Genomic DNA, 25,962 nt, shown 5'->3' with positions numbered 1-25,962 from the left:
TTTGTGGAAGCCCCCGTCCGTCAGGCCTTCGCCCTGCCAGCTCCGCGTGCCGGGGAGGATTTACCCCTCCCCCCCATCGGCAATCAGCGCGTTCAGGTCGCGCAGCGCCTTGACCAGACCCAGCCCGCGCGGCCCGGCGATATAGCGCGGCGCCCAATCCGGCTGGAACTTCTCCTTATACGCCCGCAACCCCCGGAAACCGTAGAAGCGCTCGCCATGGCGGAACACCAGCGCGGCGACCTTGGCCCAGGTCGGGGCCATGCGCCGCCCGCCGACGCCGGACAGCGGCGCCAGCCCGAGCGCGAAGCGGGCATAACCTTCTGCCTGCCCCCACAGCATCAACTCGACGAACAGATAGTCCATCACGCCGCCGGGCGCGTCCTCCACATGGCGCATCAGATCGACCGACAGTTCGCGCTTCTCCCCGGCCTTCCAGATATTGGCGAAGGCGACGATCCGCTCCCCGACCCGCACCACGGCGCAATCGGTCAGCGCCAGATAAGCGGGGTCGAACCGCCCCAGGCTGAACCCCTTTTCGCCATGCCCCTTGGCCAGCAGCCAGTCGTCGGACACCCCCTTCAGATCGGGCAGAATGGCGGGCACTTCGGCGGCGGGCACGATTTCGAACCGGGCATTCTCGCGCGTGCGGAACCGGCTGAGCGTCTGACGCAACCCGCGCATCCGCCCGCCCTCCAGCGCGAAGCCGGGCAGGTCGATCAGGGCCTCCTCGCCATATTTGATGATCTGCAGGCCCATCTCGATCGCGATTTCGAGCGTGTCCGGGGTGATCTGATACAGCAGCAGCCGCCCCTGTGCGGCGTCGGCCAGCGTGCGAAGCTGCCAGAGCAGATCGGCCCAGGCCGGGCGCGGGCCGACCGGATCGCCCATCGCGATCCAGCTCGTGCCGCGCACCTGATACATCACGAAGGCGTCGCCCTCGGGCGAGAAGAGGAAGCGCTTGTCGCCCAGCAGCGCCAAGGCGGCATCGGTCCGGTCGGCCCGTTCGACCACCGGCAGCACCTGCGCCATGGCGGGGTGATCGGCCTCTCCCGGCGGCGCGGCGAGGAACAGGCGCCAGAGCCCCGCCGCCGCCAGCATCACCGCCACGCCCAGGCCCGCACGCAGGAAGCGCGAGGCGTCGTCGGACAGCGCGAAACGCCACCACAGCGCTTCCTGATAATCGACATGCTTATAGGCGAAAAAACCGATCCAGCCGGTCCCGACGATCACCACCGCGACGCTAAACAGCCAGGCGGGTGACAAGGGTCGCGCGACCAGCGAGGTCCGCCGGTAGAAGGCGCGGCGGCTCATCTGAAGAAACAGCGCGATGGTCAGGCAGACCGCCGCCTCCTCGTAATCAATGCCCTTGGCCAGCGAGAAAACCGCCCCCGCGACCAGCAGCGCGCGTGCCGCCAAGCTGGCCCCGTCGAGCCGACGGTACAGGCCCGGCGCAAGCAGCAGCAGCCCGGTGCCGACCAGGCTGGCGGCGAAATGCGACGCCTCGATAAAGGGCAGCGGCACGATGTGGACGAGCTGGTGGACGCGCTGCGGGATGGCGGGCAGCGATCCCGACAGCAACAGGATCGCCCCACCCCCGAAACAGGCGGCGCTGAGCAGGGTCGGCGCGACGTTCAGCAGCACCCGGCGAAGATCGGTCAGCGCCTTGATCGGCCGCCGCCGCGCTTCGTCCCACGCCAATAGCGCGATGCCGAGTGCGAGCGGCACCAGATAATAAAGGACGCGGTAAGCGATCAGCGCGGCGAACAATTCGGTGCGATTGGCGGGCACCGTCGCCAGTACCACCGCTTCGAACACGCCGATCCCGCCCGGCACATGGCTGACCAGCGCGACGATGATCGCCAGCGCATAGGCCAGGATGAAGGCGGGCAGCAGCTCTGGTGCCGCGCCCGGCAGCAGGACGAACAGCGCCGCGCTGGCGCAGCCCAGATCCAACGTCGCGATGCCGATCTGCGCGACCGCCTGGGCCGGGGTGGGGAGCGGCACGCTCCAGGCGCGCCAGCCGACACGCTGTCCGGGCCGTAAGGCGCAGAGCAGGATCAGCAGCAGCGCCCCCGTCACCACCGCCCCGCCCAGCCAGCGGACCACCCCCTGCCCCAGCACCAGCGCATCGAGCGTGATCGGTCCGTCGTGGAACAACAACCCCAATCCGGTGACGGTGAACACCCCGAACCAGAAGGTCGCACTGGCGATCGCCACCACCCGCGCGATGTCCGGCCCGTCCAGCCCGGCGGCGGCATAGACGCGGTAGCGTGCCGACCCGCCGGTCAGCAGGGCCAGTCCCAGATTGTGGCTGAGCGTATAGCTGGTGAACGACGCCATGGCCGCGGTCCGCCAGCGCAGCGGCCGCCCGATGACGCGAAGCGCGATCACGTCGTAAAAGGTCAGCGCGATATAGCTGGCGATGGTGAAGGCGATCGACAGCATGATCTGATGCGGATCGATCGCGTAAAAGGCCGCCCGGACATCGGCCAGCCTGATCTGCCGCGTCAGGTGATGCAGCGCCGACAGGCCCAGCGCGACCAGCAGGACGACCGCGGCGACCGCCAGATAGCCGCGCCGCGCCCTGGCATAGGCGACGATCCGATCGAGCAAATGGGCCGGGCGGGATATATCCTTCACGACCTGAACCCTGTCACGACCGTCATGGCCGGATCACCCGTCATCATCTCCCCGCTCACGCACATATTCGTTTAAGGTCCAATCGTTCCGCGGTGGCGTCGCGGGACATAGAACCGGCGTCGCCCTCACCGCCTTACGGTCGCATGACAAGTTCGTCATCCCGCCTGACGGCGCCTTGATGACAGAAGCGTCATGCTTCGCCCACCCTTCGCTTATGTGGTTCAAGTTACACGGAGAGGGTGAAAGGATCGACCATGCCCGCTGTCCCAGATGCCGTGCCGCCCCGTGCGTGTCGCGTGTCCGGTTCGTCGTTCCGGTGAAGGGGCTGCGGATCGTGGGCTGGGGCGCGGGGCTGACCGCGCTGATCGGCGGGGCGGCGGTTGCGCTGCTCATGGGGCATATGCCGCTTCATGCCGGGTCGCCTGCCGCTTCGATGCTCTACGGTGCCACCTTCGCCCCGGTCGGAAACGACCGGCCGGGCCTGGTCGTCACCAGTCTGCGCAGCGAGGTGGACGATGCCAGCCTGCGCAGCGCTGTGGACAAGGATCGAGCCGCGGCGGTCAGGCCTCCCCTGCATGTCGGGGATACCATCCTTGCGGTCGACGACCGGCCCGCCACCTCCTTTTCCCTGCTACGCGAGGAAGCCTCGCGCGCGGGCGACGCGCCGGTGCGCCTGCGCGTTGCGCGCGACCATGGCTTGATCACGATCACGCTGCTAAGGAGCGGGTCGGGAGGACTGCGTGGCCAACAGGATTTTGCTGATCGAAGATGATCGCTCGACGGCGGACTATATCGCCAACGGGTTGCGGGAAGAGGGGTACCTGATCGATCATGCCGCCAACGGACGCGATGGCCTGTTCCATGCGACGGACGGCACCTATGATTGCATCATCCTCGACCGGATGCTGCCCGGCATGGACGGCATGTCGGTGCTGGCCGCGATCCGTGCGGCGGGAATCGAATCGCCGGTTCTGATCCTGTCCGCTTTGTCCTCGCCGGAGGACAGGGTCGCCGGGCTGACCTCGGGCTCGGACGATTATCTGACCAAGCCCTTCGTCTTCGCCGAGTTGCTGGCGCGGGTCCGCCTGCTGATCCGGCGCGGCGGCACGACGGGCAATGCGGTGCAGACCAAGCTGGTATGCGACGATCTGGAGATGGACCTGCTCGCCCACCGGGTACGCCGCGCGGGCAAGTCGATCGACCTGCAACCGCGCGAGTATCGGCTGCTCGAATATCTGCTCCAGCATGTCGATCAGGTGGTCACGCGCACCATGTTGCTGGAGGGGGTATGGGATTTCCATTTCGACCCCAACACCAACGTCACCGACGTGCATATCAGCCGGCTGCGCAAGAAGATCGACGAAGGCTTTGCCCGCCCGCTGCTGCATACGGTGCGGGGTTCGGGCTATAAGCTGGGGGTCGAGAAATAACGCCCGCCTTCCTCCGTTCGACCACGCTGCGCTTCGCGCTTCTGGTCTTTGCGCTGCAGCTGGTCGGCGCGGGTGCGATGGTGGCGATGGTGCGCCACCTGACGCGCGGCGAGATCGCCGCGCAGGCGGAGGATGCGGCCGGCGACCTGCGCGACGAACTGGCGAGCATGTGGCTTTCGGGGGGCCAGGAGGCGGTTCGCGCCGCGGTCGACCGGCGGCTGACCACCGATCGTCTGCCGCTCTCGGTCATCTTGCTGACCGACCCCAACGGGCGCTTCGTGGCGGGCAATATCGCCGAATGGCCGCCCAATGTGCCCAGCCCGGGTGCCGCCACGATCGAGATATTCCGCATCGGCCATTCGCAACCCGAGCGGATGCGCGTGATGGCGATGCGCCTGCCCGATGGATCGCGAATCCTGGCCGGTCATGTCGTCGAGAGCGAGTTGCGCGTTGCGCGGGCGATGGAAGAGGCGATGGCGGTCGGCATGGCGGCGGCGATCGTATTGGCCGCGCTGGCCGCCTGGGCTGCGGCCCGGATGATCGAACGGCGGCTGCAGGGCACCGTCGCCACCGCCCATGCCGTTGCAGGCGGGGACCTGTCGCGCCGTGTCGTGCCCAGCGGCGGCGGCGATGCGTTCGACGCGCTGGCGCAGGCGGTAAACGCGATGCTCGACCGCATCGCATTGCTGATGACCGAGTTGAAGGTCGCCACCGACGGGCTGGCGCACGACCTGCGTTCGCCGCTGACCCGGTTGCGCGCGACGCTGGACCGGGCGCTGGCGGAATGCCGGGACGAGAATGCGCGGGTCGCGGTGGCGCGGGCGCTGGACGAGGGCGACCGGCTGCTGGTGATGCTCGACACTGCGCTGCGTATCAGTCGCGCCGAGGCGGGGCTGGGTCGCGACGCCTTTGTCGAGACCGATCTGGCGGAAATGATCCGCGACGTCGCCGACATGTTCGAGCCGCTGGCCGAGGATCGCGGCATGACGATCCGCGCCGATGGGCCGAAGGCGCTGGTCGCGACGGTGCACCGCGAGTTGCTCGGCCAGGCGGTGGCAAACCTGATCGACAATGCGCTGAAATATGGCGCGGGCGAGGTCGTCGTCCGGGTCGAACCGGGTCCAGTGCTGGTCGTCGCGGACGACGGCCCCGGCATTCCCGAAGATCGCCGGGACGAGGCGTTGAAGCGCTTTGGACGATTGGATGCCGCGCGGACCGAGAGCGGGGCGGGCCTGGGGCTGTCGCTCGCCATGGCGGTCGCGCATCTGCACGGCGGCATGGTGACGCTGGAGGATAACGCGCCGGGGTTGCGGGTTCGCCTGACGCTTGCGCCGGATGTCCGTTCCGCCTGAGCGGAGCCGCAGGCAATGCCCGGCGCAACCTCCGGGCATGCGTTTCGATTTCGGCCAGCGCGGACGGAGGTTGAGGTAAAGCCCCCCTCGCCCTTGAAGAAGGGGGCCGGGATTAGTCCCTACGCCCCGACATTCCCGGTGCGCTCCAGCTTGCCCCAACCGACGATCCAGCCGCCGATCGCCGAACTGATCGCGCGGAGCACGACCCAGTACATGATCTGGCGGTAGACCAGCCGCTGCGCGACCAGCAGATGCGCCGGATAGCGCACCCGGTTGCCGTCCAGGCGATAGGCCATCCACCCGCACAGCACGTCGACCGAGGTGAAGACCAGCCAATAGACCCCCATCTGGAACACATCGGTGTGCGTCTGCGCCCAGCCATGCTGCGCGACCCGGACAGAGGTGCCGATGATCGACAGGATCAGCGACAGGTCGATCAGCGGCGAGATGGCGGCGAACAGGATCTGGAACAGCCACGCCTGCGGCAGGCCGACCCGCGCCAGCCCCTTGGGCCGTCCGGTGCGCAGCACCGCACGGTGCTTCCACAGGCATTGCAGCGTGCCGAACGCCCAGCGATAGCGCTGCTTGGCGAGTGCGCGGAACGTCTCGGGCGCTTCGGTCCAGGCGACGGCGCGCGGGTCATAGGTGACGCGCCAACCCGCTCGCTGGATCGCGATGGTCAGGTCCTGATCCTCCGCCAGCGTATCCTCGGGATAGCCGCCGACCGCGTCCAGCGCGGCACGACGCCATGCGCCGACCGCGCCCGGCACCACCGTCATCGCATCGAACCCCGCCAGCGCGCGCCGTTCGAGATTCTGCGCAGTGATATATTCGACCGCCTGCCAGCGGGTGACCAGATTGACCCGGTTGCCCACCCGCGCATCGCCCGCCACCGCACCCAGCCTGGGATCGGCGAACCAGCGGGCGAGCTTGGTGATCGTCTCCGGCTCGAATTGGGTATCGGCGTCGAGCGCGATCAGAACCTCTCCCGTCGCTTCGCGCAACGCCCGGTTGAGCGCCGCCGCCTTGCCGCCATTGGACAGGGTCAGCAGCTGGACGCGCGGCTCCCCGGCAAAGGCTTCGCGCACCACCGCGCTGGTCGCATCCTTCGACCCGTCGTCCACCACGATGACCTGAAGCCCCGGATAGTCGCTGGCGAGTACGCGCGCGACCGACTGAGCGATCACCCGCTCCTCGTTATAGGCGGGAATGATGACCGAGACGCTGGGGGTGAATTCGGGCGGCACCGGCTTGGATCGGCGGCCCTGGAACCAGGCGAGCCCCGCCATCACCACCGCCCGCGCGATACCGAGCGCGATGGCCAGGTAGAAGAGCCAGGCAAGCCCCGCCGACAAGGTCGCGAGGATGACGAAGATCGCCACGTCGGTCCGCACCGCCAGCAGGTCCTTGCCCTCGACCAGCGGCATCGCCTGGTCGCGGCTGACCCCGACCAGCTGCGAGGCGGCGACGAAGCGATAGCCCTCGGCACGCAGCGTATCGATGATGCGGGGAAGCGCCTCCACCGTCTGCTCGCGATTGCCGCCGCCATCGTGCAGCAGGACGACATTGGCCGAATTGTCGGGTGTCGCGCCGTGCACCTGCTCGATCACTTCATGGACGATCTTGTCGGTGCCGGGAGTCTGCCAGTCATTGGGATCGACATGCAGTCCGACCACCGTATAGCCGAGATTCTGCGCGACCAGCGCCGGGCCGATCTCGTCGCCCGTGGTGGGCTCGGCATCTCCGAAATAGGGCGCGCGGAACAGCGTCGTGGAACGGCCAGTATAGGCCTGGATCAACCGCTTGGTCGCGTTCAGTTCCAGCTTGATCGTCCGCTCGCCCGTCGTCGCCATATTGGGGTGGGTATAGCTGTGATTGCCGATCTCGCTGCCGTCCGCGACGATCCGGCGCAAAAGCTGGGGATGCTGAAGCGCGTTTTCGCCGATGACGAAGAAGGTGGCGGGCACATGCTCGCGCTCCAGCACGTCGAGGATCTTGGGCGTCCATTCGGCATCGGGCCCGTCGTCGAAGGTCAGCGCGATGGTCTTGGGCAACGCACCGGCACGCTGTACGACATAAGGCGTCGGAAAGGCCTGATAGACCTCGTTCCGGATGATGCCGTCCTTGTCATATTGCATGACCCGCCGCCCCTCGGTGGGCTGTGCGGTGATACGCAGGATTTCACCCGGCCCCTCGACATCGGTGTTCAGCGGCGAGTTGATCGTGCCCAGCCGGGGAATGACGCCCCGTGCGGTGCTGCGAAAGGCGGCGAAATCGGCCCACAGGCCGGGGTCTTCGCTGCCTAGCTGCCAGAAAGCGACATCGTCGATGCCGAGACGCTTCAGCGCCTGGAGCTGGTTCCAGCTCGTCGCCGCGTCGAGCATCCAGACGATATGGTGCTCGCCATTCTCGTCATAGGCGAAACCGGCATTGCCGCTGGCCGGATCGAACGTCACCTTCGCCTGGCTGTCATGCGCCATCAGCCAGGCCTCTTCAATCGACTTGGCCTCGGCGGGTTCGGCCGGGCCGTTGCCCTTGCTGGGCCAGTCATAGGCATAGCTGCCCAGTGCGACGATCAGCTTGTCGCGACCCACCTCGCGCAACGCCTTTTCGGACGATTGCAGGAAGAAGGGCTGCGACGCGATCGGGCCGGGCGTGCCCGATTGCCAATGCTCGTCATAGGCCATCAGGATCACCCGATCGACGACGCGCGCGATCGGCCGCAATTGCCACGCCTCATCCTCCGCCGGTACGGTGACGGCGAGCACGGCCCCCTTGGGCAGATGCGCCTTGATCCGCTGCAACAGGCGCGGATAGCGCGCCATCGCGCTGGCGGGCAGGTTCTCGAAATCGATGACCAGGCCCGACTGGCGATTGGCCGTCACCGACTGACCGAGTTGCGTCGCCAGCTTTTCGGAGGCGGCGGGGCTGGCGATGATCCGCGCGATCGCCTGGCCGTCCCATTCGTCCGCACCAAGATTCTGGACCATCGGCAGCAGGCGCGGCGGCTTGGCGGCGCGGGCCAACAGGCTGGCCAGCTTGGCATCGTTGCTGATCTGCAACTGCGCCTTGGGCCCGGCGACGTTCATCAGGCCGGGGACCAGCCAGTCGATCTGGCCCATATGCGCATTGATCGAGGCCAGCGCGGAATCATTGCCCGGCGTGTAGAAGGCGATGGTCAGCGGCGTATGCCCCTGCGCCACCGATTTGCGGGGCAGCCATTCGCCACGCCGCCCCTTCAACTGCGCGGTCGGCTCCAGCGTCATCGCCTGGCGCCGCGCGAAGGGCAAGGGCAGGACGCCCGAATTGGGCACCGCGACCAGCGTCGTGGCAAAGGCGATCGCCGCGATCACCACGGCCAAGATCAGAACCCCGACACCGCGCCGCGCCCATGCGCCCCGGCGCCCGGTGGGGTCGAAAAAGATCGGGTTGGTCACGGACGTCGTTCCTCGCGGCTGGTCATCGACATGGCGGCCGCCGCCGGCCAACCCATGTCTTCACCGGTTCGCCGATGACAGATCATGCGCATAGAGCGCGTGATCGTAACATTACAGATTTTTCATGACCGCATTCGCCAACACCAAGTTCGGCTGGTGACAGCGGGCGGATGGCGGGATTAGGACGAAGCATGTCCGATCGTCTGGCCCATCTTCGCCGATACCGTGGTCGTTATCTTGCCGCGATCCTGCTGCTGATCCTGGGCGGCATATCTATCCTTCTCTATTCGGGCAGTTATTTCGACAGGGACCCGTTTACCCGCTATCCCGCGACGGGCCGGGTACAGCCGGTGCTGGTCCTGTCGCTGTCGGGTGACATGGGGCTTCGCTACGGCATGAGCGGGGTCGTCGCGCGGCAGTTGAGCGCGAACGGGATCCCGGTGCTGGGCGTCAATTCCCCGGTTCTGTTTCGCGAACACCGGACCCACGAACAGGTCGATGCGCTGATCGCGGACCTGATCCGCCAGGCCGCGCGGGAAGCGGACGGGCGACGGCTCGTGCTGCTCGGCCAGTCCTATGGCGCGGACATGTTGCAGACCGGGCTGGCGCGACTGCCGGCCGATCTGCGCGCCCGGGTGTCGGCGCTGATCCTGGTGGTGCCGGGCCGGACGGCCTATTTCCGGTCCGATCCCTCGGGTCTCGCCTATATGGGCCGGCCCGACAGCCTGGGCATCACCACCGCACGGACGCTGGACTGGTTGCCGGTCACCTGCATCTATGGTGTCGAGGAGCCGGACAGCCTGTGCCCGCTGCTCAAACTGCCCAACGCCCATGTCGTCGCGATGCCCGGCGGCCATTATATGAACCATGACGACCCCGCGCTGGTCGCCCATGTGCTGGCGGCCATTGCGGGCCAGCCCCTTTCCGCCGCGGCGATGCGCTGACGGAAAAGGGGCTGGCGCGACCCTCAGGCGGTCACGCTTTCGATCGGGGCATTCCCGCCAGATCGCGTCCGCCAGATCGCGGCGCACCCTGGCGCATAGGGCTTGGCCATCACGGTCGAGACGGTCATGTAGCGCGCGGTCGCCATGTCGCGGGTCAGGGTCAGGTGTAGCCAGCCCTTGTCCTCCTGGTCGCAGAAGCGGACGACCTTGGGATTGGCGGCGGCGATTTCCCGGCCGATGCCGGGCATGATGTCGCCCCAGGAAGGGCTGGTGACCGAGGTTCCCGCAAACTCCGCCGCGACCAGCTTTCCGCTTCCGTCATACAGGTCGTTGGCCCAGGCGGCATGGCTGTCACCCGACAGGACGACCGGATGGCTGCCCGCCCGCTGGAACGCGGCATATAGCCGCTCGCGCGCCGCCGGATAACCGTCCCAGCTATCGAAATTGAGCGGCAGGCCCGCACGATAGGAGGCCTGGGCTTTGCCAAGCTGGGTCTTCATCGTCTCCGACAGCCGCGCGGTCAGCCTGGCATAGCCCTCCGCCCCCATCTGCTTTTCCAGGTCGGGACCGTCGATCCGCGCCATCACCACCTGATTGCCGATCACCTGCCACGGCGTGCCCGCCTTGACCGAACGGGTCAGCGTCCGTTCGATCCAGTCGAGCTGCCCGGCGCCCAGCAATTCGCGTTCGGGCCGCGCCCGCTCGGCCATCATCGCGGCATATTCGGACGGATCGGGCGCATCGCCCTTGGCCCGAACCTGCTTCGACCGGGCAAGCAGCCGCGTCTCCACCATCACCAGCGTCGCCAGATCGCCGAAGTCGAAGCTGCGGTTGATCGCCGCCCAGGGCTGGCCAGGGCGCGGGTCGCGGATCGGCATCCATTCGAAATAGGCCTGCATCGCTGCCGCCTTGCGCTTCCCCCAGTTTCCCTCGGTCGCGGGATCATGGTTTTCCGCGCCGCCGATCCAGTCGTCATTGGCGACCTCGTGATCGTCCCAGACGCAGATGAAGGCGGCGCGGGCATGCGCGGCCTGCATGTCGGGATCGCGCTTCACCTGTGCATGACGCTGGCGATAATCGGCGAGCGACAGGATTTCGTGGGCGGGTTCCGGCAGGCGGTTCAGCTTGCGCCCGGTCTCCGCGCCATAGCCGTCGGCGCCATATTCATAGATATAGTCGCCCAGATGCAGCACCGCGTCCAGCCGCTCGGACCGCGCGATCGCGTCATAGGCATTGTACAGCCCGCCGGGATAGAGCTGGCACGACACCACCGCCAGCACCACATCCTCGATGCGCCCGCGCGGCAGGGTGCGGAACCGGCCTTCGGGCGAGCGCTCCCCCTTGGCCGTCTCGAACCAATAGCGATAGTCACGGCCAGGGCGCAGCCCGGTCACCTCCACCTTGGCGGTGAAATCGCGCGCGGCGCGGGCCGTCACCCGCCCGGTGCGCAGGCCGACCGCCTCGCTCGCATCCATGGGCGCGACATGCCAGGTCAGCGCCACGTCACTCCCCTGCCCCTCCGCCGGGGTCGCGCGGGTCCACAGAATGGCGCCGTCCGCCGAAGGATCGCCGCTGGCGACACCATGGTCGAAACGCGCCAACGGCTCGGCCGCCTCGGCGATCGTGGCCGGAAGGCTGAGCGCCGCGCCACTGCCCATCAGGGTGATCGCGCGGCGTCGGTTCATCATCGTCATCGTCGAAGGTCCTTTCGCCGGGCACGGCTAATGACCCCAGGCGACAATGCGATGGCGGATGGATGACGATTCGACGACATCGAAACGCGATTGTCACAAATCCGCAAGCCGCGGGACACCAACTGGTAATCCGTTTCGTCTATGCGGCCCACAACAGGGGTAATCACCGGGGACCGATATGACTTCGACCGTGCGCCGCATGACGCTGGCCGCGCTTTTGGCGAGCCTTTCGCCGATCGCCTTCGCGCACGCCGCGCAAGCGCAGGCGATGATCCAGCCGCAGGACGAGGCCGACGGCGCCGACGAGGTGATCGTCACCGCGCAGAAGCGGGAACAGCGGATCGAGGACGTGCCGGTTACCGTCAGCGCTGTCTCGGGCGAGCGCATGGCCAATCTGGGCGTCAACTCGCTGTCGGAAGTGGCGCAATATATTCCGGGCCTGCAAATTCAGGAGCAGAGCGCGAACAATCCCGGCTTCGTGATCCGCGGCATCACGTCCGACTCCGGCTCGGCGCAACAGGGCGCGCGCGTGACGCTCTATTATAACGGCATCGACATCAGCCGGACGCGCGGCGCCTATCAGGACCTGTACGATATCGAGCGGATCGAGGTGGTGAAGGGCCCGCAGGCGACCCTGTTCGGCACCGCCGCCGCGATCGGCGCGATCAGCATCATCTCCGCCCGCCCCCATGCAGGGACCGAAGGCGGCCTGGTCGCCTCCTATGGCAATTTCAACCGGACCCAGTTGTCCGGCTATCTGAACGCGGGCAACGAGACGCTCGCCGCTCGCATCGCCTTCGCCTATAAATATCGCGACGGCTATGTCCGTAATATCGCGGGCGATCCCGATGTGCCCAATCAGAATCAGGGGCGGGTCGATCAGGACGATCTGAACGGGCAGGATCAACGCGGGGTGCGTGGATCGCTCCGCTGGACCCCCAATGGATCGGTCACCGCCGATCTCGTCCTGACCTATGACGGACAGCGCAATCCCGGCACCGCGTTCAAGAGCCGCGTCTTCGCCCCGACGGGTGGACAGACCGGCGACTATGGTTATGCCGAACTGTCGGGATCGCCCTATTCCGCCGAGATATTGGGGCGGCGCAAGCTGGGCCTGACCCGCAATGTCTATGACGCGAACCTGACCCTGGCGGTCGACGTCGCGCCGGGGGTCACCTTCACCACCGTCAACGGCTATCGCCGGTTCGACGCGCTGGAAATCTTCGATGCGGATGGCGGCCCCGCCTGGTATCTCGAATTCGGCGAGGATGCGCGCGGCGACCAGTGGAGCCATGAAAGCCGCTTCGCATTCGACGGCGACCATTATCGCGCCTCGATCGGGTGGAACGCGTTCTTCGAGAATGGGCAGCAGCGCGTTCCCTTCTCCACCGAGGAAGGGACGTATCTGGCCTGTTCGACCGCAGGTGATTTCGCGCAGGTTCGGCAGATGCTGGGCGCGGCCGGCCTGCCGACCGGCACCGCCTGCGTCGCCGCCAACGGCACAATCCCGGCGACGCGCGCGACGGCGATCCTGTCGCGCGGTACCGCGACGATTGTGCCCTACAGCGCCAGCTTCGCCAATTACGGGCGCAACAACACCTATTCGGTCTTTGCCGACACGACCTGGATTCCTGTTCCCGCGCTGGAACTGACGGCAGGGGCGCGCGTGCTGATCGAGGATCGGCGTTCCAGCTATGGCAGCGTGATGCCCGACAGCCGCCTGCTGGCAGGCGCCGGCGTGTTCACCAGCCTGCTGGGCGCCGCCAATACCAAGGGGCAGTTGTTCACGGCGCAGCGTAGCTATGCCGCGATCCTGCCGCGTTTCAATGCGCTTTACCGGCTGGGCGGTGACGTGAATGTCTATGCGACGATCAGCAAGGGTCGCCGCTCGCCGGTCGTACAATTGGACGCGCAGCGGATTGTACCGCTGACCGTCGCCAATTCGGGAGCGATCCCACGGCTTCAGATCGTGCCGCAGGAAGATGTCTGGAATTACGAGGGCGGCATCAAGGGCCGGATCGGCGCGTTCAGCGGCGCGGCGTCGGTCTTCTATCAAAGCTATAAGGGCTTTCAGGTCACCGCGTTCGAAAATGGTCGGACGGTGACGCGCAGCGCGGGTTCGGCGAACAATATCGGCGTGGAAGTAGAGGCGAACTGGGCGGTGCATCGCTGGCTGAGCCTGTTCGGCAGCTTCGCCTATATCGATGGCGGCATCGCGAACGATCCGGCCAATGGCGTGTTCGCGGGCAATCGCTTCCGCCTGCAACCCGACACGACGGCGTCGGGCGGCGCGACCCTGCGGGTGCCGGTCGGCTCCTCGGCGACTTTCTATGCGACGCCCAGCGCGACCTATCGCTCGAAAGTCTATTTCGAACTGCCCAATCGCGAGGCGATCTCGCAGGGCGGCTATACGCTGGTCAATCTGCGCGCCGGGATGGAATTCGGCGCGGAAAGCCGTTTCCATATCGGCGGCTTTGCCCGCAACCTGACCAACAAGCGCTATCTGATCGACGCGGGCAATACCGGCGGCACGTTCAGCGCACCGACCTATATCGCGGGCGAACCGCGCTTCTACGGCATCGAGTTGGGTGCGCGATTCTGATGCCGGGGGAACGGGCGTGTCCATCGGGATGCGTCCGTTTCCGGTGACTTAACCGCTTCCTAACCCCCGCCCGGTACAGCGCCGTCATGGGGCAACGGGTTGGGATAGGGCGAACGTGCTGCGCTGGTTGATGTTGGTCGCGACGCTGGCGATCGCGACGTCGTGCACCCCCGCGCGGCACCCGCCCGCTCACCTGACGCTGGACGTTCCGCCGCCGACTGCCAAGACTCTGCTGCGGCAGCTTGCGCTCGACGTGCCCGACAGCGACCTGCCCGAGACGATCAGTGGCAACACCCCGATCGAAATGGCTGCCGCCCCCGCCTTTTCCGGCGTCGCCCGCTCCGCGCAGGATGCCGCACGCGCCGCCGAGTGCCTGACCGCCGCCATCTATTATGAAGCCCGCTCCGAACCGATAGACGGCCAACGCGCCGTCGCGCAGGTCGTACTGAATCGGGTACGCGACCGCGCCTTTCCCAAGAGCATCTGCGGCGTCGTCTATCAGGGGTCGGAACGCTCGACGGGGTGCCAGTTCAGCTTCACCTGCGACGGATCGATGCTGCACCCGCGCGAGCCCACCGCCTGGGCGCGCGCCGCCGACGTCGCGCAGGCCGCGCTGGCGGGCATGGTCTATGCGCCCGTCGGGGCCGCGACCTTCTATCACGCCAATTACGTGCTGCCCTGGTGGGCGCCCAGCCTGAACCGGATCGGCGCGATCGGCAGCCATATCTTCTATCGCTGGAAGGGCGCGCTGGAACGCGACCTGTCCTTCCGCCAGCAATATGCCGGGGCGGAGCCGAGCATCCCGGCCCCCGCCCCCGCCATGCTGGCCGACGCGCCGGTCGCCGGCGTGGAGACGATGGCCGGCGTCGTCATCCATCGCGGCGAACAGCATGGCGGCGATCCCGCCGTTCCGACCGGGCCCACGCCCCCCGTCGCGGCGGTGGCGGCGACCGTCCCGGTCACGACGGCGGGTGTCCGCGTCCACCGCAACGGTTTTGCCCATGACGGGCCGGGCGTGGAGCACGGCGTCGTCGTGGGCGCGGAAAGCGATCCGGGCTAAGCCGTTCCGCCGATCGCGTCGATCCAGCCCGGCAAATCGCCGAGCCTCTCCAACTGGCGAAAATGCGGATGATCGGTGGGCACCCGCCCTGCCTCATGGCTCCATGCCAATGGTTGCGGGATATAGGCGGCCCAGGCCCCGGCCTCCAATGCGGGCAATATGTCAGAGCGCATCGAATCCCCCGCCATCACCGCCCGCTCCGGCGCGACGCCGTGGCGATCGAAGATCCGGCGGAAGGTGTCGGGCGTCTTGTCGCTGACGATCGCCACATCGGCGAAATGCGCGCCCAGCCCCGATGCGGCCAGCTTGGCCTCCTGATGCAGTAGGTCGCCCTTGGTCACCAGCACCAGCCGCCCGCGCTGGGCCAGCGCGGCCATGGTCTCCGCGATGCCGTCGAGCAGTTCGACCGGGTGGGCCAGCAACTGCCGCCCCGCCTCCAGAAGACGCGCGATCAGCTCGGTGGGCAGGGTCGGCCCGGCCAGCTCCACCGCCGTCTCGATCATCGACAGGGTAAAGCCCTTGGCGCCATAGCCATAAAGCCGCAGGTTGCGCGCCTCGCACGATTCCAGCGTCGCCCGCGCCACCCGTGCCTCGGCAAAGGGGGCGAGCAGGCCGACCAGCGCCTCCTCCGTCTCCGCGAAATGACGCATATTATGCCACAGCGTATCGTCCGCATCGAGGCAGATCAGTTCCACGGCCATATCCTGTCTCCCGGTTCGCGGCCGTCCCATCACAGTTCGCGGATGATTCGCAATCCCAGGCGTGGGCGGAACCGCTCGCCCCGCGCCTTTTCCACGCTGGCCCCACCTTGAACGCCCAGCTTGCCGACCGCGCGGTGAAGCTGGGGCATCAGCAGCCAATAGGCCCCCTCGCCATTCTGCCGGTTGAGTTCCAGTCCCAGCACGGTGTCGGGATTCACGTCGTAAAAGGTCGAATGGTTGACGATCATCCCCGTCTCATTGCCTTCGCGCAATGTCACGTCACCGACACCCACCATCGTCATCGTGCTCCACCGCTCGCCAAAACGGTTGCCGAGCAGCCAGAGCAGGGTGGAGGTCCATCCCCCGCTCTCCCGGTCGTGCAATCCCAGATACTGGACGCCGTGCACCCCGCGCCCGCCCCGGATCGTGCCCAGCTTTCCCTGCAAACCCATCTTATACTGGACGATGCGCGCGTCGATCAGCGGCAGTTCCAATTCGACGGCAAGGCCATCGGCCACCGCCCATTCGACCTCGGGCGCCCATTCCAGTTCCCCGCGCGGCCCCGTCAGGTCGCGCTGCGCCAGGGCGTTCACCTCGACCTCGCCCGCCTTCGCGGTTAGCGGACGGATCATGTCGAACACCATCGGTTCCGGGATTTCGGGCCCGCTCTGGGCCGCAGCGGGGCTCATGGCGGCGAACAGGCCCCCGCCCAACAGCAAAAGGGCCAAGCGGCTGGTCATCATAGCGTCGAACTCCCGGTCGTCATCGTCATGCGGTGCCGCACATGACCCGAAGCCGGGGACGCTAGGGGATCAGGGAACGTGCGGTTCGTACCGGCGCGCGGTCGCGCCCATGGCGGCCTGTATCCCCGTGACCAGCGCGTCCACGGTGAACGGCTTGGTCAGCAACTGCATCCCCGGCGACAAATGGCCGCTGTTCAACACCGCGCTTTCGGCATAGCCCGTTATGAACATGACATTCAATTCATGTCGCAATTCGCGCGCCGCCTCGGCCAGTTGCCGCCCGTTCATTCCGCCGGGCAGACCGACATCGGTGACCAGCAGATCGATGCGCACCGACGACCGCAAAATGGCCATGCCCTGGGCGCTGTCCGCCGCCTCGATCACCCGATAGCCCATGTCGCGCAGCACATCGACGATCAGCAGGCGCACCGTCGCCTCGTCATCGACCACCAGCACCGTCTCACCCGAACCGGCGGGGCCATCGGGAATACCGGTCGAACCTTCTTCGACCGGCTCCGCCGGGCCGTCATGGCGCGGCAGATAGAGGAACACGGTGGTGCCCTCCCCCGGCGTCGACTGGATACGGACCTGGCCGCCCGATTGCTTGGCAAAGCCATAGATCATGCTGAGCCCGAGGCCTGTCCCCTGCCCCAATGGCTTGGTGGTGAAGAAGGGGTCGAACGCCTTTTCGATCACCTCCGGGGTCATGCCGATCCCGGTATCGGTGACGCACAGCGCCAGATACTCACCATCGGGTATGTCACCGAACCGCGCATTGTCACCGTCCAGCCGCCGGTTCACCATCTCGATCGCGATGCGCCCGCCCTCCGGCATGGCATCGCGCGCATTGATGCACAGGTTGAGCAGCGCATTCTCCAGCTGCGGCGCATCGATCAGGACGGTCCACAGATCGTCCGCCCCCTCCGTCTCGACCGTGATCGCCGGGCCCACGGTCCGACGGATCAGGTCGGTCATTCCGGCGACCAGCGCGCCGATATCGGTCGGTCGCGGCGCCAGCGTCTGCCGCCGCGAAAAGGCGAGCAGCCGGTGGGTCAGCGCCGCCGCGCGCCGCGTCGCGCCCTGCGCCGCGTCCATATAGCGATCGACATCGGCCGTCCGCCCTTGGGACAGCCGCAGCGCCATGAGTTCCAGCGAGCCCGAAATGCCCGCAAGCAGATTGTTGAAGTCATGCGCCAGCCCGCCGGTCAGCTGGCCCACCGCCTCCATCTTCTGCGACTGGCGCAACGCCTCTTCGGCGCGCATCAGTTCGGCGGTGCGCTCCGCCACACGCTGTTCCAGCTGGCTGGTCAGGGCGCGCAATTCGGCGATGGCGTGGTCGCGCTCGGCCTCCAGCGCCAAGCGACGGCTGACGTCGATCAGCACACCTGGAAAGTGCAACGGCGTGCCGTCAGGCGCGTGATCGACCCGACCATTGGCCTCCAGCCAGTGATAGCTGCCGTCGTGCCGCCGAACGCGATATTGATGCGCATAGGGGCCGCCCCGCGCAATCGCCTCCCTGATCGCCTCGGCCAAGCCCGCCTGGTCGTCGGGGTGAACCGTCTCCACCACCTGGGCGAGGCTGAGGCCGTCATGGCCCAGGGCCGGGTCCAGCCCGAAACTGCGCGCAAAGGGCTCGTCCACGGTAAAACGGTCGGTGGGCAGATCCCAGAGCCAGGTGCCGATGATCGCCCCCGCCCCCAGCGCCAGTTGCACCCGTTCGGCATTCTGCCGCGCGCGGGCCTCGCTCTCGCGCAATTGATGCTCGATGCGCACCCGGTCGGTGATGTCGAAGCTGACCCCCGGAAAACGCACGCAACGCCCCGTTTCATCGAGGATGCAGCGCCCGCGTGCGGACACCCAGTGGATCGACCCGTCGGACTGGACCAGCCGATATTCGGAGGCGAAAAGCCATGCCTCCTCGCCCTCGCCCTTTCCGGCCATGACGGCGTCGATCTCCGCCTGGACGCGGGCGCGATCGTCGGGATGGATACTGCGGAAGAACTCGGCGATCGGCATCCCGACCTCGGCCGCCGCCGGATCGACGCCATACATCGCCGCGAACCGGCGATCGGACCGTACCGAGTCGTTGACCACGTCCCAGTCCCACATGCCGACATGCGCACCCGAACTGAGCGCAAGGGCCAGTCGCTCGTCCGCCTCATGCTGGCGTCGTTCGGCGAGGACGCGCGCGGTCGTCTCCCCGGTGACGCAGATCATGCCCGCCACCGCGCCGTGATCGTCGAAGACCGGCGAGTAGGAGAAGGTCCAGTAGCTTTCCTCGGGTTCGCCATGCCGCGCCAGGTCCAGCCGCATATCGGTGACCCGTGCGACGCCGCCGGACAGCGCCTGATCGACCAGCGGCTCGATCTCGTTCCAGATGCTGCCCCAGAGAATGCGGAACGGCATGCCCATCGCGGTCGCCGCCCGATAGCCCAGTATCGGGCGATAGGCGTCGTTGTAGAAGGACACCAACTCGGGTCCCCAGACCATATACATGGGCGCCGGACAGGCCAGCATCGTCGCCAACTGGCACCGCAGGGCGATCGGCCATTGCTCCGGCCCGCCCAGCGAGGTCGCCGACCAGTCGAAGCCGATGATCTCGTCGACCACCTGCCCGGAAACGCCATTCAGAAAAGCAAATGCGGGGGAGTCCGTCATCGTCCGATACATGATGTAAAGCGCTACTAAGCGCCAATCGTTGCTATAGGAAAAACACAGCCCGGCTAGCACGAAAATTACCGATCATCATGATCGAGGATAGCATGGTTCATCCGCTGTGCCGATCTGTCCAAGTGACAAGCCTGGCCCCCTTGTCTAGCGCGGAAACGTGACGGCGATCCGCAGCCTCCTCGCGCAACGCCATCTGGCCGTGCTGCTTTGCACGGCGACGCTGCTGCTCAAGCTCATGATGCCGATGGGATATATGGTCGGAGCGGTCGAGGGACGGATCACGGTGATCCTGTGCCCCGGTGCCGGGCCGCTGCCCGCACCGCCCCCTGCTCCGCACGAGGGGCAGGGATCGGGAATGGCGATGGCGGGCCATGCCATGACGATGCACGACCGCTCCGACCATCCGGCGGGTCATTCGGATGGCGGACATGGCCGCGACATGCCCTGCGCCTTTGCCGGGCTCGCCACGCCGATGCTGGCGGCGATCGATCCGATCCAGTTGGCGCTGCTCATCGCCTTCGTCATGGCCCTGGGTCTGGTCGTGCGCATCGTGCCACGCCCGGTGGACGCACCCTATCTTCGTCCCCCGCTTCGGGGACCGCCAGCGCTTTCCTGACCCGTTTCATCCGGTGCCGTTTGCGGCGCCTCCATGATCCTCGTCCGCCATATGCGTGGCGGACCGGTCGAAAGCCTGTCGATGTTCCTACCCCTTATGATGCCGGACGCCGTCGCGTCCGGCCAGCAATCCGTGCCCGCGCCCCCCACGGTCGTGGTCACCGCCAAGCGGCAATCGGACGCCCCGGTCGCCGCTGCCAGCCGCCTGCCGCTGACGATCCGGGAGACCCCCGCCACCGTCGAACTGCTGACGCAGCAGGATCTGCAACAGCGCGGCGTCCGCACCGCGCGCGAAGCGTTCGACCAGGTGGTCGGCGCGATGTCGGGCAATGTGCCGGGCAACCCCGCCGTCGTGTCGATGCGCGGCTTTGCGGGCAACACCGTCTCGATCCTGCAGGACGGAGTGCGCCTCGCCGCCTCCACGGTGGCGCAGCGCGATGCCAATATCTGGCATTACGACCGGATCGAGATACTCAAGGGCCCCGCCTCCGTCCTCTATGGCGAGGGCGCGCTGGCCGGCGTCATCAACAAGGTGACCCGCAAGCCCGTGCCGGGCGAGCGGCATCTGGACATGCTGCTATCGGGGGGCAGCTTCGGCACCGTCTTCGCGGCGGCCGGTGTCAATCTGCCCGTTGCGTCCACCGTCTCGGTCCGCGCCGACGCCAGCTATCAGCGATCCGACAGCCTCTACGATGTCGAGCGCAATGCCAGTTTCTCCGCCGGGCTGACCGCCAGTGCCCTGTACCGGCCCAGCGACCGCCTGTCGTTGCTGATCGCGGTCGATCATTTCGAGGATCGCTACGACTCGACCTATCAGGGCCTGCCGCTGATCCCCGCGCGCTATGCACTGGACCCCAGCGATGCGGTGCGGACCGCGAACGGGCTGGTCGCCGATCGCGCCCTGCGGCGGAACAACTATAATCCGCGCGGGGCCTGGTCGGGTGCGGACGAGACGACGATCCGATCGCGGCTGGACTGGGCGATGGGCGATGGCTGGACCTTCGCGCTCGACCTGACCGGTTATACCGCCGACCGCGCCTTTCTGCTGGCCGATACGCAGAGCTTCGTCGCACCTGATGCGCGTTTCCCGAACGGCAGCATCCGTCAAAGCTATCAGGATTTCCGCCACGATCACCGCTTCTGGAATGTGCGGGGGGCTGTCGGACGCGACGGGCGCATCGCGCGTCTGCGCCACCGCTTCACCCTGGGCGTCGAATATAACGACACCGACTTTACCAGCCTGCGCCAGCAGGCGCCGGCGGGCACCCTGCCCGATGTCGATGTCCGCCATCCCGGCGTCATCGCCATTCCCACCTCTGCGGCGGTGTTCACCAGCGGCAACGTCACCTTCCTGTCGCGCCTGAAGCAGAGCGCGGTCTTTGCCGAGGACGCGGTCAACCTCACCGGCAAATGGCTGCTGGTCGGTGGCCTGCGCTGGGACCATATCGCACTCAACCGGACGGCGATCCAGAATCTTGGCGGCGCGACCGATCGCAACGCCCCGCGCTTCGATCCCCTATCCTGGCGCATTGGCAGCAGTTGGGCGGTGACACCCGGCCTGACCGTCTATGCGCAATATACCACCGCCGTTTCGCCGGTATCGTCGATCCTGCTCGCCTCGATCGCCAATAGCCGCTTTCGCCTGACCCATGGTCGCGCAATCGAGGCGGGGTTCAAGGCTGAGGGCTGGGCCGGCCGGGCCAGCGTCACGGGCGCAATCTATCACATCCGGCAATCCGACATAGTGACCCGCGACCCCATAAACCCCTCGCTCAGCGTCCAGGGCGGGCGGCAATCGTCGCGCGGCGCGGAAGTGTCGGGACAGATCACCCTCTTGCCGCCGTTGAGCCTGTCGGTCGGGGCATCCTATACCGACGCGCGCTACGACGCGCTGGCCGAGACGATTGGCGGCATAAGGCTGGATCGCAGCGGCAACCGCCCGATCAACATCCCGGACACGACGCTCTATGCCGCTGCGTCCTACACGATCACTCCGGGCGTGACGCTGGGCGGCACGCTACGCCAGACCGGGGGTTTCTACACCGACACCGCCAACAGCATCCATGTCGCGGGGCGCATGCTGCTCGACGCCAGCCTGTCGCTGCCGATCGCCAAGGCAATGACGCTGAGATTGCGCGGACGGAACCTGACCAACCGTTTTTATGGCGAATATTCGGGTTATCCGACGACCAACATCTATATCGGCGCGTCGCGATCCTTCGAAATCGCGCTGGCGGCCCGGCTATGAAGGGGAACGCCATGACGCGAGGCTTGCACCGCGCGGCCTTTCACCGGACCATCTGGCGCTGGCATTTCTGGGCCGGGCTGCTGGTCGCGCCGATCCTGCTGATGCTCAGCGCGACGGGCGCGATTTATCTGTTCAACGACGAGTTGAACGATGCGCTTTACCCGCAACTCCGCTTCGTCGCGCCGCATCGCGAGAATGTGCCGTTGTCGCGAATGATCCGCGCGGCCCTGCACGCCTATCCCGGGACCGCGTCGCGGATCGACATGCCGGCGACGGCCGATCGATCGGCGGTGGTATTCGTGACACCCGATGGCGGCGAACCGCGCCGCGTCGCGGTCGATCCCGGAACGGCGCGCGTGCTGGGCAGCGTGGTCTATGACCGAACGCTGGTCGGCTGGGCGGATGCCATGCACCGGTCGATGCTGATGGGCATTGCGGGCGAGCGACTGGTCGAACTGGCGGTCACCTGGGCGCTGGTCCTGCTGGTGACGGGGGTGATCCTATGGTGGCCACGCCGCGGCTTTCGGGCCGCAGGGACGCTGTGGCCCCACTGGTCGGGACGGGGGCGACGCTTCTGGCGCGATCTCCATGGACCGGTGGGCGTGTGGACCGTCGCGCTGATCGGATTCCTGATCGTCACCGGCCTGCCCTGGGCAGGCGTGTCGGGCCCGCTACTTCACCGGGCAAGCGCGGCGATGGGGATCGGCTATCCCCCGTCCTTCCGCCAGTATAACGCGCCGCACAGCCAGCCGATGAAGGCCATGCTGGGCGATGCGCCATGGACTTTGGAGGATGCGCCGATGCCGCATTCCACCATGCCCAACCTGCAGGGCGAGCACGCCGAACACCGTCCCGCCGCGCCGGGCGCGACCCGCGATCCGGCGGTGATCGCGGGCACCGACCGGGTGGCGAAATTGCTGACGGCGCAGGGTTGGTCGGGCAGCTATCGCCTGTTCCTGCCCAGCGGCCCGACCGGAGTCTATACCGTCTTCACCTATCCCGACCGTCCCGCCGGACAGCGCACCCTCTATGTCGATCGCTACAGCCTGAGGCCGATCGGGCCCGAAGTCCGCTACGCCGAATATGGCCTGGTCGGGCGCGCGGTGGAATCGGGGGTGCAGCTTCACATGGGCAATTATTTCGGGCGGGCGAACCAATGGCTGATGCTGGTCCCGTGCCTCGCCATCTGGATATTGGTGATCAGTGGCGTCGCCATGTGGTGGAAACGACGCCCGGCCGGTCGCGTGGGCGCTCCGCCGCCACTGTCGGGCGCGCGGATGGGCGGACTGCTGGCGTCGCTGGTCGTAGCGGGCATGGTCCTGCCATTGTTCGGCGCGTCGCTGCTGATGATTGGGATGATCGACCGATTGGTCACCAGTTTCTGGCGGTGGAGAACGCCTTCGGCTTGCGCCACCGCCAGACGGCTTTCGTTCAGCGGGCGTCGATCGTTATCAGCGGCAACCGGCTTGCCACATCCCGTGCCCCCGAATTGGAGAGGTGCTGAGAATCCGTGTAGAAAATCGTATTATCGTTACGGAACAGGCAGCCGGTACTGTCACAGAGCAACGACACAGGGTCGAGAAGCCGGACGCCAGAGCGCGGGTCGACCGCCATCCGCACGATAGGGCGGGCGCTGTCGGGAACAATCGCGGTCAACGCCACCCGATCGCCCCTTACCAATGTGCCAGCCCGATCGGGTGCTGCAAACCGGGTTATCGCCCCCCGAAGCGGTATCAAGCTGGCCAGCCCAATCGTCGACGGATCGACCGTGAAGCGCGGCACATCCTGCAAAACGATGACCTGTCGCCCCATACCCCGAATAGCGGCGATCATCTGACGCAGACCCCAGGCCAAGTTCTCGCGGCTTTGCGCCAATGTCGTGCGCGGACCATCGCCGTCCGCAGGAACATAACGAAAGCCGTCCTTCTCCTCGTCGAACGACGCTGCCCAATAGCTGGCCAGGACGACCGTCTTGATCTCGGGATGGTCGCGCACGGTCGATACGGCAGATCGCATGAAAGCGGCGCATTCCCGATCATGACCCAGGTGGTTGGGCATGTAACGGGTGTAGCCGAATAACGCCGGGCAGGATGATTTGGTCAACTGGTCGAACGCCAGGCCCCGAGCGTCCGCGAGAGATTTGATCCCGGCGGCCAGCGCATTGGCATGGCTATCGCCGATCAACGCGATGGCGGGTTGCTTCGTGTTAGCCACGCAGGGTAAGCCGAGCCTGGGCCTTTCCTCCCCATATTTGGCGAGGCAGGGATTTTTGAGCGCGCCCAGCGTATCGTCCTCGACCGATTTGATCTGGGGCGAGGCAAATCGATAGAGCCCTTTCGTCGCGACCAACGCGCAAAGGGGAAAGACGGCAACGCACAAGGCCACCCCATAGCGCCGCAATACCCGCCGGTGATCGGCAGGCCCGCGACGGAACGGCGTCTCAACGAGATAATAGCTGAGCATGCCCGCGATCAGCGTGGAAAGGATGACCGCGATCCTGCCGCCGAGGCTAGGTTCAATCTCCAGCACATGCATGACGGCAACCGGCAACCAATGCCACAGATACCAGGAATAGGAGATCAGGCCGACGCCAACAAAGATACCCGATGACAGGATATGCCGGTTGACCAGCGATTCGCGTGAAACGATCAGCATCGCCGCGCCAACGACGATCACGACGTTTAACGCGATAGTCGGAATGCCGTTCTCGGTTCCGATGGCGATCACGAACAGCAGGATCGCCACGACGCCCAATGCCTCGTGCAGACGGCGGGGTAGCGACTGGGCGAAACCATTCGCCCCGGCCAGTGCCAGAAGCGACCCGACACACAACTCCCACGCGCGAAAGGGGATGAGGTAGAACGCCGCTTCCGGACGAAAATGATTGGCGAGGACGGCCATGATCAACGAGGCGACCGTGACACCCGCCATGATCGGCAGCAGCAGTTTTTTTCGCCAACCGATCAGGAACGCCATGGTTGGCGGGAAAAGAACGTAGAACTGCTCTTCCACACCCAGAGACCAAGTCATCAGCAAAAGTTGACGATCGGCCTTGGGCGAGAAATAGTCGACAAAGCTGAAGAACGCGAAATTGGACAAACCGGTCAAAGCGCCGATGGCCGTTATCGCGTAACGTTTCAAATCATAAGGGGGCAATAGACTCGCGGCCACGACAGTGGTCACCGTGACGGTGGCGATCAGGGCGGGTAGAATTCGTCGGAACCGTCGGGAATAGAAACGCGCATAGGTAAATTCACCACGAACCATCTCGCGATAGATAATCGAGGTGATCAGATAGCCGCTGATGACAAAAAATATGTCGACGCCGAGAAAGCCGTTGGCGAAAAACGGTATACCGTAGTGAAACAAAACAACCGAGATGATCGCAACGGCGCGCATCCCGTCCACATCTCTTCTATATGCAAATGGCATGTCATTGCCCCCGGCCAAAAACCACCGCCCCGTTCAGCGAGAAAGAGTGGATGGACCTTCGCACCAAGGGCGATGCGGTACAACGAGTCTTTAGTTAGACCATAAGACAGAATGTCATCTTTCAGAACAGATTCAGAGCCATTCCGAAGTATCACCACCTTACGGCAATCCCTCGCAAGCCTATGATATTAAATCACATTACTAGGGTCAGGACCTATTGATGTGAGCATCGCGATCTGATTCAGGCTCCGCAAGGAGACTGGAATGAGCGACCTGTTTTGGCTGACGGATGAGCAGATGGAGCGGCTGCGACCGTTCTTTCCCAAGAGCCATGGTAAGCCGCGCGTGGATGACCAGCGGGTGCTGAGCGGCATCGTGTTCGTCAACAAGAATG

At 66.2% G+C, this 25,962-nt stretch carries 15 protein-coding genes and 2 pseudogenes; 10 read left to right on the top strand and 7 right to left on the bottom strand.

Annotated features, from left to right (window positions below; translation table 11 throughout):
- Nucleotides 1-60: 60 nt before the first annotated feature.
- On the bottom strand, nucleotides 61-2,640 hold the full coding sequence (gene mprF / locus NZL82_RS16360) for a bifunctional lysylphosphatidylglycerol flippase/synthetase MprF (protein ID WP_261270821.1): 2,580 nt from the start codon (nucleotides 2,638-2,640) through the stop codon (nucleotides 61-63).
- 289 nt (nucleotides 2,641-2,929) lie between these two features.
- On the opposite strand from mprF, the gene NZL82_RS16355 reads away from it, so the two are divergent.
- From NZL82_RS16355 to NZL82_RS16345, 3 genes are all read left to right on the top strand, one after another.
- Entirely contained in the window at nucleotides 2,930-3,412 is a 483-nt protein-coding gene (locus NZL82_RS16355) for a hypothetical protein (RefSeq protein ID WP_261270820.1), read from the top strand.
- On the top strand, nucleotides 3,381-4,070 hold the full coding sequence (locus NZL82_RS16350) for a response regulator transcription factor (protein WP_261270819.1): 690 nt from the start codon (nucleotides 3,381-3,383) through the stop codon (nucleotides 4,068-4,070). Before NZL82_RS16355 ends, NZL82_RS16350 begins: the two co-directional genes overlap by 32 nt.
- Before the next feature lie 77 nt (nucleotides 4,071-4,147).
- Nucleotides 4,148-5,422, top strand: coding sequence for a HAMP domain-containing sensor histidine kinase (locus tag NZL82_RS16345; RefSeq protein WP_261270818.1), 1,275 nt, complete (start codon nucleotides 4,148-4,150; stop codon nucleotides 5,420-5,422).
- A gap of 119 nt (nucleotides 5,423-5,541) precedes the next feature.
- On the opposite strand, the gene NZL82_RS16340 is transcribed toward NZL82_RS16345, so the two are convergent.
- Complete coding sequence (locus NZL82_RS16340) at nucleotides 5,542-8,859, bottom strand: glycosyltransferase (protein WP_261270817.1); 3,318 nt, start codon at nucleotides 8,857-8,859, stop codon at nucleotides 5,542-5,544.
- A 191-nt stretch (nucleotides 8,860-9,050) separates the two neighbouring features.
- Between NZL82_RS16340 and NZL82_RS16335 the strand changes: the two genes are divergently transcribed.
- Nucleotides 9,051-9,803 carry a virulence factor gene (locus NZL82_RS16335; protein WP_261270816.1) on the top strand — a complete coding sequence of 251 codons (753 nt, stop codon included), beginning with the start codon at nucleotides 9,051-9,053 and terminating at the stop codon, nucleotides 9,801-9,803.
- A 23-nt stretch (nucleotides 9,804-9,826) separates the two neighbouring features.
- Here the strand turns inward: NZL82_RS16335 and NZL82_RS16330 are convergent, their stop codons facing one another.
- Nucleotides 9,827-11,497 (bottom strand): alkaline phosphatase, encoded by a 1,671-nt coding sequence (locus tag NZL82_RS16330; RefSeq protein WP_261270815.1) that lies wholly within the window; start codon nucleotides 11,495-11,497, stop codon nucleotides 9,827-9,829.
- Between the two features lie 178 nt (nucleotides 11,498-11,675).
- On the opposite strand from NZL82_RS16330, the gene NZL82_RS16325 reads away from it, so the two are divergent.
- Nucleotides 11,676-14,099 (top strand): TonB-dependent receptor, encoded by a 2,424-nt coding sequence (locus NZL82_RS16325; protein WP_261270814.1) that lies wholly within the window; start codon nucleotides 11,676-11,678, stop codon nucleotides 14,097-14,099.
- Between the two features lie 115 nt (nucleotides 14,100-14,214).
- On the top strand, nucleotides 14,215-15,159 hold the full coding sequence (locus NZL82_RS16320; RefSeq protein WP_314732898.1) for a cell wall hydrolase: 945 nt from the start codon (nucleotides 14,215-14,217) through the stop codon (nucleotides 15,157-15,159).
- Here the strand turns inward: NZL82_RS16320 and NZL82_RS16315 are convergent.
- From NZL82_RS16315 to NZL82_RS16305, 3 genes are all read right to left on the bottom strand, one after another.
- A complete protein-coding gene (locus tag NZL82_RS16315) occupies nucleotides 15,156-15,860 on the bottom strand; it encodes an HAD family hydrolase (protein WP_261270813.1) in 705 nt (234 codons plus the stop codon). The two genes, NZL82_RS16320 and NZL82_RS16315, sit on opposite strands and share 4 nt — an antisense overlap.
- A 29-nt stretch (nucleotides 15,861-15,889) precedes the next feature.
- A complete protein-coding gene (locus NZL82_RS16310; RefSeq protein ID WP_261270812.1) occupies nucleotides 15,890-16,600 on the bottom strand; it encodes a hypothetical protein in 711 nt (236 codons plus the stop codon).
- 72 nt (nucleotides 16,601-16,672) lie between these two features.
- Nucleotides 16,673-19,261, bottom strand: a complete 2,589-nt coding sequence (locus tag NZL82_RS16305; RefSeq protein ID WP_261270811.1) for a PAS domain-containing protein — start codon at nucleotides 19,259-19,261, stop codon at nucleotides 16,673-16,675.
- 169 nt (nucleotides 19,262-19,430) lie between these two features.
- On the opposite strand from NZL82_RS16305, the gene NZL82_RS16300 reads away from it, so the two are divergent.
- The 3 genes and pseudogenes from NZL82_RS16300 to NZL82_RS16290 form a co-directional block, all read left to right on the top strand.
- Nucleotides 19,431-19,889 (top strand): DUF2946 family protein, encoded by a 459-nt coding sequence (locus NZL82_RS16300; protein ID WP_261270810.1) that lies wholly within the window; start codon nucleotides 19,431-19,433, stop codon nucleotides 19,887-19,889.
- A 33-nt stretch (nucleotides 19,890-19,922) separates the two neighbouring features.
- Nucleotides 19,923-22,136, top strand: coding sequence for a TonB-dependent siderophore receptor (locus tag NZL82_RS16295; protein WP_261270809.1), 2,214 nt, complete (start codon nucleotides 19,923-19,925; stop codon nucleotides 22,134-22,136).
- A pseudogene (locus NZL82_RS16290) lies at nucleotides 22,133-23,353 on the top strand (PepSY-associated TM helix domain-containing protein); the annotation flags it as partial. The gene NZL82_RS16295 and the pseudogene NZL82_RS16290, both read left to right, overlap by 4 nt.
- Before the next feature lie 214 nt (nucleotides 23,354-23,567).
- Here the strand turns inward: NZL82_RS16290 and NZL82_RS16285 are convergent.
- A complete protein-coding gene (locus NZL82_RS16285; RefSeq protein ID WP_323131673.1) occupies nucleotides 23,568-25,535 on the bottom strand; it encodes an acyltransferase family protein in 1,968 nt (655 codons plus the stop codon).
- 297 nt (nucleotides 25,536-25,832) lie between these two features.
- On the opposite strand from NZL82_RS16285, the pseudogene NZL82_RS16280 reads away from it, so the two are divergent.
- A pseudogene (locus NZL82_RS16280) lies at nucleotides 25,833-25,962 on the top strand (IS5/IS1182 family transposase); the annotation flags it as partial.

It is taken from the genome of Sphingomonas sp. LC-1 (assembly GCF_025371035.1).
GTDB classification, from domain to species: Bacteria; Pseudomonadota; Alphaproteobacteria; order Sphingomonadales; family Sphingomonadaceae; genus Sphingomonas; species Sphingomonas sanguinis_E.
Note: the sequence above shows the minus strand (reverse complement) of the source record. Positions and strands in the feature narration are given on the sequence as shown.